Here is an 18,855-nt window from a genome sequence, read left to right as displayed (position 1 = left end):
GCTTATTCCTCGCCCTTGAGTACGTCGGGCAGGTAGGCGCGATGGAAGCCGTTGTAGGACTCGCTGTTGCGTGCCTTGCCCAGGGGCCAGGCACGGCTGCCCAGGCTGGCGGCGCCGTCGATGCGCAGGGTGCTGCCGCTGATGAAGGCCGCGCCGGGGCTGAGCAAGAAAACGATGGCGGCGCTGACTTCCGATTCGCTGCCGATGCGCTTGAGCGGCACGTGTTCACGCAGGGTGGGGATCACTGCCTTGAACGCGCCTTCATAGGTGTCCATGCCGCTGGAGGCGATCCAGCCCGGCGCCACCGCGTTGACCCGCACCCCGGCGTGCCCCCATTCGTAGGCGGCGGTCTTGGTGAAGTTGTCCATTCCCGAGCGCGCCGCACCGGAGTGGCCCATGCCGGGCATGCCGCCCCACATGTCGGCGAGCATGTTGACGATGCTGCCGCCGTGGCGGCTCATGGACTGGTTGAACACTTCCCGGGCCATGAGGAAGCCGCCCACCAGATTGGTGCGCAGCACGGTTTCGAAACCCTTCTGGTTGATCGAGGCCAGGGGCGCCGGGTACTGGCCGCCGGCATTGTTCACCAGGCCATGGATCGGACCAAAGCGCTCCATCAGCCGGGCCACCAGGGCCTTGACCGCTTCCTCGTCGCGGATGTCGCAGGCCTGCCAGTCGGCCTTGCCGCCGTCCTCGGCAATTTCGCCGGCGACCTTCTGCAGTTTTTCCGCCTTGCGCCCCACCAGCAGCACCTGGGCCCCCAGGGCCGCCAGTTCGTGGGCAGTGCAGCGGCCGATACCGCTGCCGCCGCCGGTGACGATGATGGTCTGGCCGGCGAACAATTGCGCTTTGAAAATCGAGTCGTACACCACGGCAGCTCCTTTAATTGACGGCGTCGGCGATGCTCTGCGGCACCGGGATCTGGATTTCCAGCAACTGCTGGGCAAAGGCCTTGCCTTGCGGGTCGATGCGCAGGCTGGCGACGCCGCCGCCGCCCAGGGCGTTCTCCAGCAGGAAGTTGAGGCTATGGGTGCCCGGCAGGTACCAGCGCTGGACCCGGCCATGCACCGGGTCCAGCACATGGCCCATCCAGTCCACCAGCACCTCGGGAGTCAGGGCTTCGGCGATCCACGGCAGGTAGTCGGGGTGGCGCGCCATGACCCCGATATTGCTGTGGTTGCCCTTGTCGCCGGAGCGTGCCACCGCCAGCTTCACCAGCGCCACGCTGGCATCGGCGCGGCCGCGGGGGGCGGGCAGGGAATGGGGGGCGGGCAGGGCTGCCGGGTCCAGGCGGTCGGTGTGCGGCAGGGCGCAAGGGTGACGCTGGCCGGCAAGGTCGATCTCCAGCCGGCAGGCGTCCTTGTCCAGCAGGAAGGAGAACAGGCGGATCACCGGGTACACCGTCGGCCGGCCACCGACGATGCCGGTGAGCCCCGGGGCCATGCCGGTGGCGGCCTGGGCGATTTCCCGGGAGAACAGCACCAGCGCCGTCTTGTTCGGGTGGCGCACTGCCAGCTTGATCACCACCTCGCGGCTGTCCTGGCGCTGGCCATGGGGGCCGTAGGTGGCCTCGCTGCCCAGCAGTTCGATGTTCACTTCGCTGTAGGGCCCCCAGCCGCGCTGGGCGAACATCTCGCTGGTCTTGTCGATGATCGCCTGGCTGACCCGGTGCGCCTTGGCGACCGCGTCGATCCCGGCCATCAGGCAACTGGCGGTGCAGCGGAAGCCGTCCGGGTAGGTGGCGCTGACCTTGTACTGGTGGCTGGGGGGCAGGCCCCTGGCACCCTGTACATGAACCCTTTCCGGGCCCTGTTGCCGCAGTTCCACCTGAGAGAAATCGCACACCACATCCGGAAGCAGATAAGCCCTGGGGTTGCCAATTTCGTACAGCAGTTGTTCGCCCACCGTCAGCGGGCTCACCAGCCCTCCGGTACCGGGTGCCTTGCCGACCACAAACTGGCCGTCAGCGCCGACCTCGACGATGGGGAAGCCGATATGTTCGTAGTCCGGCACCTGGCGCCAGTCGGTGAAATTGCCGCCGGTGCACTGCGCGCCACATTCGATGATGTGCCCGGCCAGGGCGGCCTGGGCCAGGCGGTCGTAATCCTGCCAGGACCAGTTGAACTCGTGGACCAGGGCGGCGCTGACCACCGCGCTGTCGACGCCGCGGCCGGTGATCACGATATCCGCCCCCAGGCGCAGCGCTTCGACGATGCCGGGGGCACCGAGGTAGGCATTGGTGGAGACGCACATTGGCGGCAGGGGCGCGCCACTGAACATCTCCACAATGGCGGCGTCGCTCAACTGCTTGAACTGCGGTTGCAGGTCGTCCCCCAGCAGCACGGCGATCTTCAGCGCCACCCCGGCCTGTTCGCAGGCGGCCTGCAAGGCACTGGCACAGGCCTGCGGGTTGACCCCGCCGGCGTTGCTGATGACCCGGATGCCCTGTTCGCGGATCGAGCCCAGCAAGGGTTTGAGCACCTCGACGAAATCCGTGGCGTAGCCCGCCGTCGGGTCCTTCATGCGCGCCCCGGCCATGATCGACAGGGTGATCTCTGCCAGATAGTCGAACACCAGGTAGTCCAGGCGGCCGCCTTGCACCAACTGCGCTGCGGCGCTGCTGGTGTCGCCCCAGAAGGCACTGGCGCAGCCGATTCTTACGGTCTTGGTCATGACAGGGCTCTCGAATGAAGAACTGCGAGGAGGCTACCAAGCAAGCGCTTGGTTTGTAAATACGTTGGCCTATTCTTCTGGCCAAGCGCTTGCTTGGTAACCGGCAGAGGCTTAAATTGCGCGCGCCGCGCCCGGATTTGCCGGGTTACGCTGAGCTATTGATGACGTGAAGGTAGGAGAACACCGGTGGACGAGCAAAAAGCCCTGCAGGTAGTACGCGAGCTGATCGCCAGTGGCCAGGTGACCGACCCCGAGAGCGCCCGGGGCAAGCTGCTGCAAACCGCAGCGCACCTGTTTCGCAACAAGGGTTACGAGCGCACCACCGTGCGTGACCTGGCCAGCGCGGTGGGCATCCAGTCGGGCAGCATCTTTCATCACTTCAAGAGCAAGGACGACATCCTGCGGGCGGTGATGCAGGAAACCATCCACTACAACACCGCCTTGATGCGCGCTGAACTGGCCGAGGCCGGCAGCGTGCGCGAACGGGTGCTGGCGCTGATCCGCTGTGAACTGCAGTCGATCATGGGCGGCAGCGGTGAAGCCATGGCGGTGCTGGTGTACGAGTGGCGCTCACTGTCCCCGGAAGGCCAGGCAGCCGTCCTGGCGCTGCGCGATATCTACGAACAGATCTGGCTGCAGGTGCTGGGGGAGGCCAAGGAGGCGGGGTTCATCAAGGGCGATGTGTTTATTACCCGGCGCTTTCTCACCGGCGCCCTGTCCTGGACCACCACCTGGTTTCGTGCCGAGGGCAGCATGACTCTGGAACAGCTGGCCCAGGAGGCCCTGCTGCTGGTGCTCAAGGATCATTGAGCGGCTGGCTAATTGTGCGTGGCAACGTTGTCGAAGTGGCTGAAAACGCCTAGCTTTAGCTCATTCATTTTCATTTCCTTGAGGTGTGTTGCCTTGATGTCCTTGCCGCTGCGGTCAGCCTTGCGAATGCTCTTGCTGGCGCTGGCAACACTTTGGGTCTGTCCGGCCTCCTCGGCGCAGCTGGTGCGGGTCGCGGCGGCGCATTTCCCGCCTTATACCGTCCGTCCAGAAACCGGTGCCGACACCGGTTTGCTGCCGCAACTGGTGGAAGCCCTCAACCAGTCCCAGAGCGACTATCAGTTCGTCCTGGTGCCCACCTCGATTCCCCGGCGTTTCCGCGATTTCGAGCAGGGCCGGGTGGACCTGGCGATCTTCGAGAACCCGGCCTGGGGCTGGCAGAACATTGCCCACACCAGTGTCGACATGGGCCTGGAAGACGCGGAAATTTTCGTCGCCCAGCGTCAGGGCGGGCGCCAGCAGGACTATTTCGCCAACCTGAAGGGCAAGCGCCTGGCCCTGTTCAGCGGTTATCACTACGCCTTCGCCCAGTTCAACGCCGACCCCAAGTTCCTGGCCGACACCTACAACGCCACCCTGACCTATTCCCACGACAGCAACCTGCTGATGGTCCTGCGGGGCAGGGCGGACATCGCCCTGGTGACCCGCTCCTACCTCAGCGACTTCCTGGCGCGCAATGCCGAAAGCACGGAGCAGTTGCTGGTTTCCGAACGCATCGATCAGGTCTACCACCATTACGCCCTGATCCGGCCCAAGGCGCCGATCACGGCCGAAGACTTTTCCGGGCTCCTGCAAAAACTGCGGGACAACGGCCAGATGCACAAGATCTTCGATCCCTATCGCATTGTGGTGATGAGCGTGCCCCACGCCTGACATCACGCAGCGACCGGCCCGGCCCGCGACGGGCTAAATTTCCGGCGGCGGCCCACGTCACTTGGTTGAATGCCCAACCGACGGTGAGCGCTGCCATGTCCCCTGTTGATCCGCTGAATGTTGCAGCCCTGCCCACTAGCCAGCTCACGGGAATCGATGAGGTCATCGCCCGCCAAAGGCTGTTCGAGTCTCTGCGGGGCCGGGGGCAGGCGCCCGTGCCGGTGGATGCCCAGGCAGCCGAGGCGGCGCGCCAGGATCGGCTGGCTTTCTGGCTGTCGGCCCAGGTACATGCCCTGTATCTGGACCCGCCAGGTGCGCAGCGGCCGGCGCCAGGCGCCCACGCGCCGCCCTGTGCTGCGCATGACCGTTGTCGGTTCTGCCAGCAGGAGTTCGATCTGTTGCATAAACGTGCAGCGTTACTGGTGCTTGGCCGCAGTGGCCTGCTTGAGGTGTAGGCACCCTTCAAGCCGGGTCATGCAGGGCGCCAGTCAGCGACGGGCGAAGGTATCGGGGCGGTTGCCCGAGACTTTGCGGCAATGCACCAGGGCATCGCGAATCATGAAGTTGACCAGGGTCGGCGATACCCCCAGCTCCTTGGCGATGTCCTTTTGCGGGACGCCATGCAGGCGGTACATCTCGAAGGCGTAGCGCGTGCGGCTGGGCAGCTCGGTCAGGGCTTCGGCGATGTTTTCCAGGGTGGAAAAGTTCATGTGGGAGGTTTCAGGTGAAGCGCCATGAATAACCACATTCAAGCCTTCCTCTTCAGTACCCGAGTACTTCTGCTCCAGCGCCTGCTTGCGGTAGTGGTCGATGGCCAGGTTGCGCACGATCTGGAACAGGTAACTGAGCTGGGCCTTGAACGAGGAGGTGATCTGCGGCGCCGACTGCAGGCGGAAAAACGCATCTTGAACCACGTCTTCAGCCCGGGATCGGCAGCCGGTAATGCGGGCTGCAATCTTCACCAGGATCAGACGGTTGTCGACAAAAGCCTGGAGTAACGGTGAATCGCACCTGCTTGTGGATACTTGTTCCGTCATGGAAATCACCTTGTTGCAAAGAGGTTAGTGGGACGTCAGAAAAATCTGACCCGTCCTACACATCGAGCGACAAATTAGGCTGAATGATAATGATTGTCAATTGAGAAAAAGAACTAATGCTCTCTGTCAGTGCAGATTGCGAACGGCTGCTCGTCAGTGGGCTGGATCAGGCCTTGAAGGGCAGGATGCGGACTAATTATTTCAAGACGTCATCCGTTCTCATTGGAGAAAGATTCCGGGTAGCAGACCCGGCCACGGTGCCCTCCGGATGCCCACGACTTTCTTATAACTATTTGATTTATAGATAGTTATTAAAGTTATGGGAGAGCAGGGCCCGCTCTCCATTGCAAGCACAATCCTGGCAGGAAACCCCATGACGGACGCGTTCGAACTCCCCAGCACCCTGGCCCAAGCCCTTCAACGCCGGGCAGTCCTGGCACCTGATCAAGTGGCGTTGCGCTTTCTCGCCGAAGAGCAGGATCAGAGCGTGGTCCTCAGTTACCGGGACCTGGACCTTCGTGCGCGCACCATTGCTGCGGCTCTGCAAGCCAACGCCGAATTCGGCGATCGCGCGGTATTGCTGTTTCCCAGCGGCCCGGACTACGTCGCGGCGTTCTTCGGTTGCCTGTACGCCGGGGTGATCGCGGTGCCGGCCTATCCGCCGGAGTCCACCCGTCGTCATCACCAGGAGCGCCTGATTTCCATCATGGCCGACGCCGAGCCACGGTTGCTGCTGACCAGCGCCGGGCTGCAGGATTCACTGTTGCAGATGGACGAACTCAAGGCCGCGGGCGCGCCGCAACTGCTGTGTGTGGACACCCTGCAAGCCGGGCTGGCCGAAGACTGGCAGGCCGTGGCGCTGCAGGGCGACGACATCGCCTTCCTGCAATACACCTCGGGCTCCACCGCGCTGCCCAAGGGCGTGCAGGTCAGCCATGGCAACCTGGTGGCCAACGAACTGCTGATCCGTCGCGGCTTCGGTATCGACCTCAACCCGGACGACGTGATCGTCAGCTGGCTGCCGCTGTACCACGACATGGGCTTGATTGGCGGCCTGCTGCAACCGATTTTCAGCGGCGTGCCCTGTGTGCTGATGTCACCGGCCTACTTCCTGGCGCGGCCCGTACGCTGGCTGGAAGCGATCAGCGAATACGGCGGCACCATCAGCGGCGGCCCGGATTTCGCCTACCGCCTGTGCAGCGAACGGGTCAGTGAGTCGGCCCTGGAGCGCCTCGACCTCAGCGGCTGGCGCGTGGCCTATTCGGGGTCCGAGCCGATCCGCCTGGACACCCTGGAGCGTTTCGCCGAGAAGTTCAGCGCCTGCGGTTTCAGCCATGAAAACTTCCTCGCCTCCTACGGCCTGGCCGAAGCCACCCTGTTCGTGGCCGGTGGCGTGCGCGGCCAGGGCATCCCGGCCCTGCACCTGGACGACCAGGCCCTGGCGCAGAACCGCGCCGAGCCGGGGCAGGGCAGCGCAATGATGAGCTGCGGCTTCAGCCAGCCGGAACACGCCGTGCTGGTGATGGATCCGCAGCAACTGGGCGAATTGCCTGACAACCGTATTGGCGAAGTCTGGGCCGCCGGGCCGAGCATTGCCCATGGCTACTGGCGCAATCCTGAAGCCACCGCCAAGACCTTCGTCCAGCATGCCGGTCGTACCTGGTTGCGCACCGGTGACCTGGGCTTTATCCGCGATGGCGAGCTGTTCATCACCGGGCGCCTGAAGGACCTGCTGATCGTGCGCGGGCACAACCTCTACCCCCAGGACATCGAAAAGACCATCGAGCGCGAGGTGGAAGTGGTGCGCAAGGGCCGGGTGGCGGCGTTTGCGGTCACCGAGCAGGGCCAGGAAGGCATCGGCATCGCCGCGGAAATCAGCCGCAGCGTGCAGAAGATCCTGCCCCCCGAGGCGCTGATCAAGGCCATCCGCCAGGCGGTGGCCGAAGCCTGCCAGGAAGCGCCGAGCGTGGTGGTGCTGCTCAACCCCGGGGCCCTGCCGAAAACCTCCAGCGGCAAGTTGCAGCGTTCCGCCTGCCGCACGCGGTTGGCCGATGGCAGCCTGGATTACTACGCGCTGTTCCCGCAGGCCGGCAGCGCAACGGCTGACGCCGCAGAAAGCGCCGGTGACGCGCTGCAAGCCCTGATCGGGCGCATCTGGCAGGAGCAACTGCAATGCGCTTCAGTGGCGGCCGACGATCACTTTTTCCTCCTGGGGGGCAACTCGATTGCCGCTACCCAGGTGATCGCCCGCCTGCGTGAAGAGCTGGGGCTGGAACTGGGCTTGCGCCTGCTGTTCGAGGCTCCGACCCTGGGTGCCTTCAGCGCTGCCGTGGCGCGCCAGCAGCAGGACGGCGGCGTGGCCCAGGGCAGTATCAATGCCCTGTCGCGCCAGCAGCCGCTGCCGCAATCCCTGGCGCAGAACCGCCTGTGGATCACCTGGCAACTGGACCCGCAGAGCAGCGCCTACAACATTCCCGGCGGCCTGCGCTTGCGCGGCGAGCTGGACGAAGAGGCCCTGCGCGCCAGCTTCCAGCAACTGATCCAGCGCCACGAAGCGCTGCGCACGCGCTTCTTCGAGCGTGACGGCCAGGCCCTGCAACAGGTGGATGCCGCCGGCGAATTCAACCTGCAGGTGATCGATATCAGCGACCTGCCACCGGCCGAGCGTGAAGCCCGGGCGCGGCAGATCCGCGAAGACGAGGCCCGGACCCAGTTCGATCTGGAGAAGGGGCCGCTGTACTGGGCGACCCTGGTGCGCCTGGATGACGAAGAACACCAACTGCTGCTGACCCTGCACCACATCATCGCCGACGGCTGGTCGCTGAATGTGCTGATCGACGAGTTCTCGCGGCTCTATGCCGCCGCGGCCCAGGGCCAGAGCCTGGAGCTGGCGCCCCTGGCCCTGCAATACGCCGACTACGGCAGCTGGCAGCGCCAGTGGCTGGCCCAGGGCGAAGGCCAGCGCCAGCTGGACTACTGGAAACAGCAGTTGGCGGACGAAGCCCCGGTGTTGAACCTCGCCACCGACCACCCGCGTTCGGCCCAGGTCCGCCACAGCGCCGCGCGCCATGACCTGCGCCTGAGCGCGAGCCTCAGTGAAGCCGTGCGCCAGACCGCCCAGGCTCGGCAGGCCACGCCGTTCATGCTGTTGCTGGCGGCGTTCCAGACCCTGCTGCACCGCTACAGCGGGCAGAGCGATATCCGCATCGGTGTGCCCAACGCCAACCGCCCGCGCCTGGAAACCCAGGGCCTGCTGGGCTTTTTCATCAACACCCAGGTATTGCGTGGGCAGTTGGATTCGCGCCAGTCCTTCGCCGACCTGCTGCAGCAGACCCGCCGCACCACCCTGGAGGCCCAGGCCCACCAGGACCTGCCTTTCGAACAATTGCTCGAAGCCTTCCCCGAAGCCCGCGAGCAGGGCCTGTTCCAGGTCATGTTCAACCACCAGCAGCGCGACCTCGCCGCCTTGCGCCGCCTGCCGGGGCTGCTGGCCGAAGAGCTGCCGTGGCACAGCCGCGAGGCCAAGTTCGACCTGCAACTGCACAGCGAAGAGGACCGCAACGGCCGCCTGAGCCTGGCCTTCGACTACGCCGACGAGCTGTTCGACGCGGCCAGCATCGAGCGTCTGGCCGGGCATTTCATCAGCCTGCTGGAGCATGCCTGCCTGCAACCGGACTGCGCCCTGGGCGACTTGCCGTTGCTCGGCAACGCCGAAGCGGCCCGACTGCAGCAATGGAGCGTGGCCCCCTGCGCGCCGGCCGAGCAGTGGCTGCCGGAGCGCCTGCACGAACAACTGCGCCAGAGCCCGGAACGCACCGCGCTGGTCTGGGACGGCGGGCAACTGGGCTTTGCCGAACTGCACGCCCAGGCCAACCGCCTGGCCCACTACCTGCGGGACAAGGGCGTCGGGCCGGACGTGTGCGTGGCCATCGCCGCCGAACGTTCGCCGCAACTGCTGATCGGCCTTCTGGCAATCATCAAGGCCGGTGGCGCCTACGTGCCCCTGGACCCGGACTACCCTGCCGAACGCCTGGCCTACATGCTCGAAGACAGCGGCGTGGGCCTGCTGCTGACCCAGACCCATCTGCTGGGCCGGATGCCCGAAGCCCCGGGTGTCAGCGCCATCGCCATGGACAGCCTCAAGCTCGACAGCTGGCCGAGCCACGCGCCGGGCCTGCACCTGCACGGCGAACACCTGGCCTACGTGATCTACACCTCCGGTTCCACCGGCCAGCCCAAGGGCGTCGGCAACACCCATCGCGCGCTGATGGAGCGCCTGCAATGGATGCAGGACAGCTACCAGTTGCAGGCCGACGATGTGCTGATGCAAAAAGCCCCCATCAGCTTCGACGTGTCGGTGTGGGAGTGCTTCTGGCCGTTGATCACCGGCTGCCGCCTGCTGATCGCCGCCCCCGGCGAGCACCGCGATCCCCATCGCATCGCCCAGCTGGTGCAGGAGTACGGCGTCACCACGCTGCACTTCGTGCCGCCGCTGTTGCAGTTGTTTGTCGATGAGCCGCTGAGCGCCGAATGCCACAGCCTGCGTCGGGTGTTCTCCGGTGGCGAAGCCCTGCCGGCCGAGCTGCGCAATCGCCTGTTGCAGCAGTTGCCCAATGCCCAACTGCACAACCGCTACGGCCCGACCGAAACCGCGATCAACGTCACCCATTGGCAGTGTTCAGTCGATGACGGCGAGCGTTCGCCCATTGGCCGGCCCCTGGGCAACGTGGTGTGCCGGGTGCTGGACGCGGACCTCAATCCGTTGCCGGCAGGAGTTCCGGGTGAGCTGTGCATCAGCGGCCAGGGCCTGGCCCGGGGTTACCTGGGACGCCCGGCGCTGACCGCCGAACGCTTTGTGGTCGACCCCCTGAGTGAGGAGGGCGCGCGCCTGTACCGCACCGGTGACCGCGTACGCTGGTGCGCCGACGGCGTGCTGGAATACCTCGGCCGCCTCGACCAGCAGGTCAAGCTGCGGGGCTTTCGGGTCGAGCCGCAGGAAATCGAAGCGCGGCTACTGGCCCAGGACGGCGTGGCCCAGGCCGCGGTGCTGGTGCGCGATACCGTCGCCGGCCCGCAGTTGATCGGCTACTACACCGCCCAGGCCAGCGACGAAGATGAAACCGAGCAAAGCGCCCGGCTGAAAACTGCCCTGGCCGCCGAGCTGCCGGAATACATGGTGCCGGCGCAACTGCTGCGGCTGGACGCCATGCCCCTGAGCCCCAGTGGCAAGCTCGACCGCCGGGCCCTGCCGGAGCCGCAATGGCAGGTGCGCGAGCACGTCGAACCGAGCACCGAACTGGAGCAGCAGATCGCGGCTATATGGCGCGAAGTGCTGGGCCAGCCACGCATCGGCCTCAAGGACGATTTCTTCGCCCTGGGCGGGCATTCGCTGCTGGCCACTCAGATCATTTCCCGCACCCGCCAGGCCTGCGACGTCGAGCTGCCACTGCGGGCGCTGTTCGAAGCCAGCGAGCTGGGGGACTTTGCCGAGCAGGTGCTGCTGATCCAGGAGTCCGGCGCGCGCAACCAGCAGCCGCCGATTGCCCGGGTCGACCGCAGCCAGCCGGTGCCGCTGTCCTATTCCCAGCAGCGCATGTGGTTTCTCTGGCAGATGGAGCCCGACAGCCCGGCCTACAACGTCGGTGGCATGGCGCGGCTGTCTGGCGTGCTCGACGTGGGCCGCTTCGAGGCCGCGCTGCAAGCGCTGATCCTGCGTCACGAAACCCTGCGCACCACCTTCCCCAGCGTCAATGGCGTGGCCCATCAGCAGGTGCATGCCGACACCGGCCTGCGCATGGCCTGGAAGGACTTCTCGGCCCTGGCCCCGGATGCGCGTCAGCAGCGCCTGCAACAATTGGCGGACAGCGAAGCGCATCAACCCTTCGACCTGGAGACCGGCCCCTTGCTGCGCGCCTGCCTGGTCAAGGCCGGCGAGCAGGAGCACTACTTCGTCCTGACCCTGCACCACATTGTCACCGAAGGCTGGGCCATGGACATCTTCGCCCGCGAGCTGGGCGCGCTGTACGAAGCCTTCCTCGACGACCGCGAATCGCCCCTGGAACCCTTGCCGGTGCAGTACCTGGACTACAGCGTGTGGCAGCGCCAGTGGTTGGAATCCGGCGAGCGCCAGCGCCAGCTGGACTACTGGACCGGGCAACTGGGCCGCGAACACCCCTTGCTGGAACTGCCCAGCGACCGGCCACGGCCCGCGGTGCAAAGCCACCAGGGCGAGCTGTACCGCTTCGACTTGAGCGACGAGCTGGCGGCCCGGGTGCGGGCCTTCAATGCCGAGCACGGCCTGACCCTGTTCATGACCATGACCGCCGCGTTGTCGCTGCTGCTGTACCGCTACAGCGGCCAGAGCGACCTGCGCATCGGTGCGCCGGTGGCCAACCGCATCCGCCCGGAAAGCGAAGGGCTGATCGGCGCCTTCCTCAATACCCAGGTGCTGCGTTGCCAGCTCGACGGGCAGATGAGCGTCGGTCAGTTGCTGGAGCAGGTACGCCACACCGTGATCGAGGGCCAGTCCCACCAGGACCTGCCGTTCGATCATCTGGTGGAAGCCTTGCAACCGCCGCGCAGCACCGCCTACAACCCGCTGTTCCAGGTGATGTGCAACGTCCAGCGCTGGGAATTCCAGCAAAGCCGGCAACTGGCGGGCATGACCGTGGAATACCTGGTCAACGATGCCCGGGCCACCAAGTTCGACCTCAACCTGGAAGTCACCGACTTGGACCAGCGCCTGGGCTGTTGCCTGACCTACAGCACCGACCTGTTCGACGAGCCGCGCATTGCGCGTATGGCCGGCCACTGGCGCAATCTGCTGCAGGCCCTGATCGACGACCCGCAACGGCGTCTGTGCGAATTGCCACTGCTGCAGGCCGATGAACAGCAGCACCTGCTGGACAGTTTGAGCGTCGAGCCCGGCGAGCAACGTCTGGACCAGTGCATCCACCACCTGTTCAGCGAACAGGCCCTGGCCCGCAAGGACGCCCCGGCCCTGACCTTCGCCGGACAGACCCTGAGCTACAGCGAACTGGACAGCCGCGCCAACCGCCTGGCCTGGATGCTTCGTGAGCGTGGCGTGGGCCCGCAGGTGCGAGTCGGCCTGGCCCTGGAGCGTTCCCTGGAAATGGTCGTCGGCCTGCTGGCGATCCTCAAGGCCGGCGGCGCCTACGTGCCCCTGGACCCGGAATACCCCCTGGACCGCCTGCACTACATGATCGAAGACAGCGGCATCGGCCTGCTGCTCAGCGATGCGCGGATGTTCGCCGCCCTGGGCGAGCTGCCGGCCGGAGTCGGCCGCTGGTGCCTGGAAGAGGACGGTGCGCTGCTGGCCGACTACCCGGCGGGCGAATTGCCCTTCATCAGCCTGCCCCAGCATCAGGCGTACCTGATCTACACCTCCGGTTCCACCGGCCAGCCCAAGGGCGTGGTGGTGTCCCACGGGGAAATCGCCATGCACTGCCAGGCGGTGATCCGCCGCTTCGGCATACGCCCGGACGACTGCGAGCTGCACTTCTATTCCATCAACTTCGACGCCGCCACCGAGCGCTTGCTGGTGCCGCTGCTCAGCGGCGCTCAGGTGGTACTGCGGGCCCAGGGCCAGTGGGACGCCGAAGAGATCTGCCAACTGATCCGTCAGCACCGCATCAGCATCCTCGGTTTCACCCCCAGCTACGGCAGCCAGTTGGCCCAGCATCTGGCGACCCAGCAGCAGACCCTGCCGGTGCGCATGTGCATCACCGGCGGCGAGGCCCTGACCGGCGAACACCTGCAGCGCATCCGTGCGGCCTTCCAGCCGAACCTGTTCTTCAACGCCTACGGCCCCACCGAAACCGTGGTCATGCCCCTGGCCAGCCTGGCGCCGCAGCAGTTGGCCGAAGGCGTGGCCAGCGTGCCCATCGGCAGCATTGTCGGGGCGCGGGTGGCTTACATTCTCGATGCCGATCTGGCGCTGGTGCCCCAAGGCGCGACCGGTGAGCTGTATGTCGGCGGCGCCGGTCTAGCCCAGGGTTATCACCGTCGTCCGGGGATGAGTGCCGAGCGTTTTGTCGCCGATCCGTTCGCCACCGATGGCGGGCGCCTGTATCGCACCGGGGACCTGGTGCGCCAGTGCGCCGACGGCCAGGTGGAATACATCGGCCGGGTGGACCATCAGGTGAAGATCCGCGGTTTCCGCATCGAGCTGGGGGAAATCGAAACCCGCCTGCTGGATCATCCGGCCGTGCGTGAAGCGGTGGTACTGGCTCTCGACACCCCGGCCGGCAAGCAGCTGGCTGGTTACCTGGTGACCGAGGTGGCCGAGCACAACGAGGTGCAGCAGGCCAACCTGCGTGAAGCCCTCAAGCAGCAGCTGAAAACCCAGCTGCCGGACTACATGGTGCCGACCCACCTGATCCTCCTGGCCAGCATGCCGTTGACCGCCAACGGCAAGCTCGACCGCCGGGCCCTGCCATTGCCGGACCCGGAGCTCAACCGCCAGCAGTACGTGGCGCCGAGCAACGAGCTGGAACAGACCCTGGCCAGGGTCTGGGGCGAAGTGCTGAACGTGCAGCAAGTGGGCCTCAACGACAACTTCTTCGAACTGGGGGGCGACTCGATCCTGTCGATCCAGGTGGTCAGCCGCGCCCGCCAGTTGGGGATCCACTTCACCCCGCGGGACCTGTTCCAGCACCAGACGGTGCAAACCCTGGCGTGGGTCGCCAGCCACACTCAGCGTGTCAGCGCCGAGCAGGGCCAGCTCAGTGGCGAAGCGCCGCTGACGCCGATCCAGCACTGGTTCTTCGACAGCCGCATTCCCCACCCGCAGCACTGGAACCAGGCGCTGCTGCTGGAGCCGCTGGGTGTCCTTGATGCCCAGTTGCTGGAGCAAGCCCTGCTGGCGCTAGTGGAGCAGCACGACGCCCTGCGCCTGCGCTTCAACCAGGCGGGCGGGCAGTGGCGCGCCGAGTACCTGCCGCTGTCCGATGCTCCCTTGTTGTGGCAGGTGCGGGTGCCGTCCATGGCCACCTGCGAGGCACTGTTCGCCGATGCCCAGCGCAGCCTCGACCTGGAACACGGGCCGCTGCTGCGGGCGGTGCTGGTGGACGGCCCTGAAGGCGAGCAACGCCTGTTGCTGGCCCTCCACCACCTGGTGGTGGATGGCGTGTCCTGGCGCGTGCTGCTGGAAGATTTGCAAAACGCCTATCGTCAGTTGCAAGCCGGAATGGCCCTGAAGCTGCCGGCCAAGACCAGTGCCCTGCGGGACTGGTCGAGCCGCCTGCTGGCCTATGCCGGCAGCGAATCCCTGCGTGAAGAACTCGGCTGGTGGCAGCAGCAACTGGCCGGCCCGGCCGCGCAACTGCCAGGCTTGAATGCCGCTGGCAGCCAGCAGCATCAGCAGGCCCGCAGCCACAGCGTGACCCTGGATGCCGAGCGCACCCGGCAACTGCTGCAACAGGCGCCGGCGGCCTACCGTACCCAGGTCAACGACCTGCTGCTGACCGCCCTGGCCCGGGTGCTGTGCCGCTGGAGCGGGCAGCCTTCGGCCCTGGTGCAACTGGAAGGCCACGGCCGCGAGGCGCTGTTCGACGAGATCGACCTGACCCGCACCGTCGGCTGGTTCACCAGCGCCTATCCACTGCGCCTGACCCCGTTGCAGGTGGAAGAAGCGGCCGGGCAGGGGGCCTCGATCAAGGCCATCAAGGAACAACTGCGGGCCGTGCCGCACAAGGGCCTGGGTTACGGCGTGCTGCGCTACCTGGCGGATGAAAGCTGCCGCGAGGCCCTGGCGGCGTTGCCGCTGGCGCCGGTGACCTTCAACTACCTGGGGCAGTTCGACCAGAGCTTCGGCGCCGACGCACTGCTGCGTCCGCTGGATGAATCCGTCGGCCCGGCCCACGCACCGGAGGCACCGTTGCCCAACGAACTGAGCATCGACAGCCAGGTGTATGGCGGCGAGCTGGTGCTGCGCTGGACCTACAGCAGCGAACGTTTCGACGCCGAGCTGATCGGCGAGCTGGCGGACGCCTACCTGGGCGAGCTGCACAGCCTGATCGCCCATTGCCTGAAGGACGATGCCGGTGGCCTGACGCCGTCGGACTTCCCCCTGGCGCGCCTGACCCAGGCCCAGCTCGATGGCCTGCCGGTACCGGCTGTGCAGATCGAGGATGTCTACCCGCTGACCCCGATGCAGGAGGGCATGCTGTTGCACACCCTGCTGGAGCCGGGCACCGGCCTGTATTACATGCAGGACCGCTACCGCATCAACAGCGAACTGGACCCGGAGCGTTTCGCCCAGGCCTGGCAGGCGGTGGTGGCGCGCCACGAAGCCTTGCGCGCGTCTTTTTGCTGGAACGTCGGCGAAGACATGCTGCAAGTTATCCACAAGCCGGGCCGCACCCCGATCGAGTTCCTCGACTGGAGCGCGGTGCCCGAGGCCGAGCAGGAAGCCAAGCTGCAAGCCCTGCACAAACAGGAGCGCGAGGCCGGCTTCGATCTGCTCAACCAGGCGCCGTTCCACCTGCGGCTGATCCGCGTCGGCGCTGCGCGCTACTGGTTCATGATGAGCAACCACCACATCCTCATCGATGCCTGGTGCCGCTCGCTGCTGATGAACGACTTCTTCGAGATCTACACCGCCCTGGGCGAAGGTCGCGAGGCGCAACTGGCGGTGCCACCGCGTTACCGCGACTACATCGGCTGGCTGCAGCACCAGAGCCTGTCCGAGGCGCGGCAGTGGTGGCGGCAGAACCTTGAAGGTTTTGAACGCACCACGCCGATCCCCAGCGACCGGCCGTTCCTGCGCGAACACGCCGGCGACAGCGGCGGCATGATCGTCGGCGACTGCTACACCCGCCTGGATGCCCGGGATGGTGCGCAACTGCGGGAACTGGCGCAGCAGCACCAGCTCACCATCAACACCTTCGCCCAGGCGGCCTGGGCCCTGGTGCTGCGGCGCATGAGCGGCGATCGCGACGTACTGTTCGGCGTTACCGTGGCCGGGCGCCCGGTGGAAATGCCGGAGATGCAACGCACCGTCGGCCTGTTCATCAACAGCATCGCCCTGCGGGTCAAGCTGCCCCAGGACGGTGAGCGCTGCAGTGTGCGCCAGTGGCTCAGCGCCTTGCTCGACAGCAACATGCAGCTGCGTGAGTACGAGTACCTGCCGCTGGTGGCGATCCAGGAAACCAGCGAACTGCCCAAGGGCCAGCCGCTGTTCGACAGCCTGTTCGTGTTCGAGAACGCGCCGGTGGAAGTCTCGGTGCTGGACCGTGCCCAGAGCCTGAACGCCAGTTCGGATTCCGGCCGTACCCACACCAACTTCCCGATCACCGCGGTGTGCTACCCGGGGGATGACCTGGGCCTGCACCTGTCCTACGACCAGCGCTACTTCGAGCAGGCGACCATCGAGCGCATGCTCGGCGAGTTCAAGCGCCTGCTGCTGGCGCTGATGCAGGGCTTTCATGGCGACATGGCCGAACTGCCGCTGCTGGGCGAAGAAGAGCAGGACTTCCTGCTGGCCGGCTGCAACCAGAGCGAGCATGAGTACCCGCTGGAGCGCAGCTACGTGGAACTGTTCGAGGCCCAGGTGGCGGCTCATCCGCAACGCATTGCCGCCAGCTGCCTGGACCGGCGCTACAGCTATGCCGAGTTGAACCGCTGCAGCAACCGCCTGGGCCACGCCCTGGTTGCCAACGGCGTGGGCTTTGATCAGCCGGTGGCCCTGCTGGCCGAGCGCGGCCTGGAACTCTTGGGCATGATCATCGGCAGCTTCAAGGCCGGGGCCGGCTACCTGCCCCTGGACCCGGGCCTGCCAAGCCAGCGCCTGGGCCGCATCATCGAGCTCAGCCGCACGCCGATCCTGGTCTGCACCGCGGCCTGCCGCGAACAGGCCCAGGCCCTGCTGGACGAGTTCGGCTGTGCCGGGCGTCCGCGGCTGCTGGTCTGGGAGGAGCTGCAAGCCGCCGGGCATGCCGAGCACAACCCGGGCCGCTACAGCGCGCCGGACAACCTGGCCTATGTGATCTACACCTCCGGTTCCACCGGCCTGCCCAAGGGCGTGATGGTGGAGCAGCGCGGCATGCTCAACAACCAGTTGAGCAAGGTGCCGTACCTGCACTTAAGCGAAGCCGACGTGATCGCCCAGACCGCGTCCCAGAGCTTCGACATTTCGGTCTGGCAGTTCCTCGCCGCGCCGCTGTTCGGCGCTCGGGTGGACATCGTGCCCAACACCATCGCCCACGATCCCCAGGGCCTGTTGGCTCACGTCCAGGAGCAGGGCATCACGGTGCTGGAGAGCGTGCCGTCGCTGATCCAGGGCATGCTCGCCCAGGACGCCATCGCCCTCGCTGGCCTGCGCTGGATGCTGCCCACCGGCGAGGCCATGCCGCCCGAGCTGGCGCACCAGTGGCTGCTGCGTTATCCACAGATCGGCCTGGTCAACGCCTACGGCCCGGCGGAGTGCTCCGATGACGTGGCCTTCTTCCGTGTCGATATGGCCTCGACCCGTGGCGCCTACCTGCCCATCGGCACGCCCACCGACAACAACCAGTTGTACCTGATGGACGAAGCCCTGGAGCTGGTGCCCCTGGGAGCGGTGGGTGAATTGTGCGTGGCTGGCACTGGTGTTGGCCGTGGCTACGTCAGCGACCCGTTGCGTACCGCGCTGGCCTTCGTGCCCCATCCGTTCGGTGCTGCGGGCGAACGCCTGTACCGCACCGGCGACCTGGCACGCCGGCGCAGCGACGGCGTACTGGAATACGTTGGCCGGATCGACCATCAGGTGAAGATCCGTGGCTATCGCATCGAACTGGGGGAAATCGAAGCGCGCCTGCACGAACAGCCGGAATTGCGCGATGCCGCTGTGGGCGTGCAGGAAGGGGTCAACGGCAAGCATCTGGTGGGCTACCTGGTGGCCAGTGACACGAACCTGAGCCCGAGCGAATGCCTGGAGCGGATCAAGCCGCGGCTGCGCGCCGAACTGCCGGAATACATGGTGCCGCTGCACTGGTTGTGGCTTGCGCGCCTGCCGCTCAACGCCAACGGCAAGCTCGATCGCAAGGCCCTGCCGGCCCTGGAGATCGGTCAGTTGCAGAGCCAGGACTATCAAGCGCCGGGCAATGAACTGGAGCAAACCCTGGCGGACATCTGGGCCGAGGTGCTCAAGGTCGAACGGGTGGGCGTGCGCGACAACTTCTTCGAGTTGGGCGGGCATTCCCTGCTGGCGACCCAGATCGCTTCACGGGTACAGAAGACTCTGCAACGCAACGTGCCGCTGCGGGCCATGTTCGAATGCAGCACGGTGCAGGAGCTGGCCGCGTACATCGACGGTTTGGCCGGGAGTGAGATCAGCGAGGAGAAGGTCGACCGGCTGAGTGATCTGATGGCCGAGCTGGAGGGGCTGTGATCGACGGATGAGCGGTGGGGCGTTGTTCGCGCAGCAGGAGGACCGACATCTGGC

7 protein-coding genes are annotated in these 18,855 nt (G+C 66.1%); 4 read left to right on the top strand and 3 right to left on the bottom strand.

All coding sequences use genetic code 11. The annotated features are described in order from the left end of the window. Positions 1–2: 2 nt before the first annotated feature. Both AC1RCO_RS27135 and AC1RCO_RS27130 read right to left on the bottom strand, forming a co-directional pair. A complete protein-coding gene (locus tag AC1RCO_RS27135; RefSeq protein WP_019095082.1) occupies positions 3–872 on the bottom strand; it encodes an SDR family oxidoreductase in 870 nt (289 codons plus the stop codon). A 10-nt stretch (positions 873–882) separates the two neighbouring features. Further along, positions 883–2,673 carry an acyclic terpene utilization AtuA family protein gene (locus tag AC1RCO_RS27130; RefSeq protein ID WP_492618224.1) on the bottom strand — a complete coding sequence of 597 codons (1,791 nt, stop codon included), beginning with the start codon at positions 2,671–2,673 and terminating at the stop codon, positions 883–885. A gap of 186 nt (positions 2,674–2,859) precedes the next feature. Between AC1RCO_RS27130 and AC1RCO_RS27125 the strand changes: the two genes are divergently transcribed. The 3 genes from AC1RCO_RS27125 (at position 2,860) to AC1RCO_RS27115 (ending at position 4,829) form a co-directional block, all read left to right on the top strand. After that, positions 2,860–3,483 carry a TetR/AcrR family transcriptional regulator gene (locus AC1RCO_RS27125; RefSeq protein ID WP_015636493.1) on the top strand — a complete coding sequence of 208 codons (624 nt, stop codon included), beginning with the start codon at positions 2,860–2,862 and terminating at the stop codon, positions 3,481–3,483. A 96-nt stretch (positions 3,484–3,579) separates the two neighbouring features. Beyond that, complete coding sequence (locus AC1RCO_RS27120; protein WP_019095084.1) at positions 3,580–4,374, top strand: substrate-binding periplasmic protein; 795 nt, start codon at positions 3,580–3,582, stop codon at positions 4,372–4,374. A gap of 95 nt (positions 4,375–4,469) precedes the next feature. Further along, the gene (locus AC1RCO_RS27115) at positions 4,470–4,829 is read left to right on the top strand and encodes a hypothetical protein (RefSeq protein ID WP_041774396.1); all 360 of its coding nucleotides are present in this window, start codon (positions 4,470–4,472) and stop codon (positions 4,827–4,829) included. Between the two features lie 33 nt (positions 4,830–4,862). Here AC1RCO_RS27115 and AC1RCO_RS27110 read toward each other — a convergent pair whose 3' ends face one another. Beyond that, complete coding sequence (locus AC1RCO_RS27110; RefSeq protein ID WP_011062465.1) at positions 4,863–5,411, bottom strand: RNA polymerase factor sigma-70; 549 nt, start codon at positions 5,409–5,411, stop codon at positions 4,863–4,865. Positions 5,412–5,784: 373 nt separating this feature from the next. On the opposite strand from AC1RCO_RS27110, the gene AC1RCO_RS27105 reads away from it, so the two are divergent. After that, entirely contained in the window at positions 5,785–18,801 is a 13,017-nt protein-coding gene (locus AC1RCO_RS27105; protein ID WP_492618223.1) for a non-ribosomal peptide synthetase, read from the top strand. Positions 18,802–18,855 lie beyond the last annotated feature (54 nt).

Source organism: Pseudomonas sp. GW823-FHT03E05, from assembly GCF_058796855.1.
Note: the sequence above shows the minus strand (reverse complement) of the source record. Positions and strands in the feature narration are given on the sequence as shown.